Source organism: Devosia sp., from assembly GCF_036676215.1.
GTDB lineage: Bacteria > Pseudomonadota > Alphaproteobacteria > Rhizobiales > Devosiaceae > Devosia.
This window is the reverse complement of record NZ_JAKFDJ010000127.1, coordinates 1-1,727: the sequence shown is the minus strand read 5'-3', so window position 1 is coordinate 1,727 and position 1,727 is coordinate 1. Positions and strand designations below refer to the sequence as shown.

Annotated in this window: 3 protein-coding genes; 2 read left to right on the top strand and 1 reads right to left on the bottom strand. The window is 64.9% G+C overall.

What is annotated here, in order from left to right:
- Nucleotides 1-237 (top strand): helix-turn-helix domain-containing protein (locus V6M52_RS11475; protein ID WP_332701118.1); only part of this gene is annotated, 237 nt, incomplete at its 5' end.
- A 159-nt stretch (nt 238-396) separates the two neighbouring features.
- Nucleotides 397-825: a helix-turn-helix domain-containing protein gene (locus tag V6M52_RS11470; RefSeq protein WP_332701117.1), complete on the top strand. Its 429-nt coding sequence runs from the start codon at nt 397-399 to the stop codon at nt 823-825.
- Between the two features lie 404 nt (nt 826-1,229).
- On the opposite strand, the gene V6M52_RS11465 is transcribed toward V6M52_RS11470, so the two are convergent.
- Nucleotides 1,230-1,727, bottom strand: a 498-nt coding sequence (locus tag V6M52_RS11465) for a response regulator (RefSeq protein ID WP_332701116.1), incomplete at its 5' end; no start/stop codon positions are given.

Here is a 1,727-nt window from a genome sequence, read left to right as displayed (position 1 = left end):
CTGGGACAGCTTTGCGGCGTGACCTTCCAGCAGGTCCAGAAGTACGAGTGCGGCGCCAATCGGATTTCGGCCTCGATGATCTGGCGGCTGGCCGATGCGCTCAAGGTGCCGGTTCACTATTTTTACGACGGCCTTGAGAAACCCCACCTAAACGGCGCAGATGTCGCGGAGATGGCGCCAGGCGAGGCGAAGACTTCGTCGCTCTCGCTCGGGGGCAAGACGGCCACATCCAGCTAATCCAAGAAACATGTTCGCTGAACATGCTCGTCTATGGTCAAGCCTGAGACGATGAGCGCACTTTTCAAAGCTGAAATATGAGCCTTAACTTCATCGAATCCTAAGCGATCCCCGGCGCGCTTCGTTCAGACCGCGGACGTTTCGGGTGAGGAGACGACGATGAACGCGGAGCTCTCGAACAAGACACCAGACCCGATGGATGTGGCCCTCGGCGCCTCGGTTCGGATACGCCGTCGCACGATCGGGATGTCTCAGGAAGCCTTGGCCGAACAGTGCGGCGTCAGCTTCCAGCAGATCCAGAAGTACGAGAACGGCGCCAACCGCATATCTTTCTCCCGCCTCGTCCAGATCGCGCGCGCCTTGCGCTGCCGCGTGGTCGACCTGATGGACGTGCTCGACACATCGGGCGCGGAGATTGGCGGCGATATCGACATGCTCAGCCGGATCCGAACGCCGGGCGCGCTGGAGCTGCTGACCGCCTTTGAGCGCCTGCCGCAGGAGGCCCGCGCCTCGCTGGTCAACCTGTTGCGCACCCTGACGGAGACCGACACCAGCGGCATGCGCGCCCGCCAGCGCGAACTGGCCTAGGATTCGGACTTAGTTGAGCGATGGTTGGCGTAGGGCCATGGTCCTTCTCCCCTTGTGGGAGAAGATGGCCCTGCCCCGGGTCCGACCGCAGGTCGGCCCGAGCGTAAACTCCGCGGGGTCGGATGAAGGGTCGATGGCCCTATCCGATTGGCGGCGGCGCAGCCGCGAACCTCAGGGAAGACTGACTACGGAAAACACGAAAAGCACGGACATGCAGCGCCGCGGCCCGTCGGGTTCGGCTCCGTCGGTGGTTTCCGTGTCTTCCGTGGTCGATCTTGGCTTCGCCGGCCTAACCTGCGAGTTCCGAGAGCCCCCTCATCCGTCAGGCTTCGCCCGCCACCTTCTCGCGCAAGGGGAGAAGGACGCCACGAGCCGATTTTCGCGACATCCGATTGAGTCCGACCCTAGGCCGCCTGTTCCGGGGCGAGGTCCTCGGCCAGCCGGGAGACCTCGGCCAGCAGGGCGGCCGGCGAAATCGGCTTGGCCACGTGACCGTCCATCCCCGCGCGCCGATAGGTCTCGATCTGATCGGGCAGGACGTTGGCGGTCATGGCGACGATCGGGGTCTCTCCGGCCTGGCCGGGAAGCGACCGGATCCGCCGGGCGGCCTCGACCCCATCCATCACCGGCATCTGGATATCCATGAAGATGAGGTCGTAGGAACTGGCCGCAGCCTGTTCGACCCCTTCCGCGCCGTCGCGGGCGATCTCCACCTCGGCGCCCAACTCGGTTAGCATGCGTAGGGCCACCATGCGGTTGGTTGCGTTGTCCTCGACCACCAGGATGCGCAGGCCCGCGAGCCAGCGGTCGGCGGTGATCGGCGCCGGGCGTCCGCAGACCGGCGCGGCGATCTCGATCCAGAAGGTGGAGCCCACGCCCTCGACGCTGCTAAAGCCGATGCC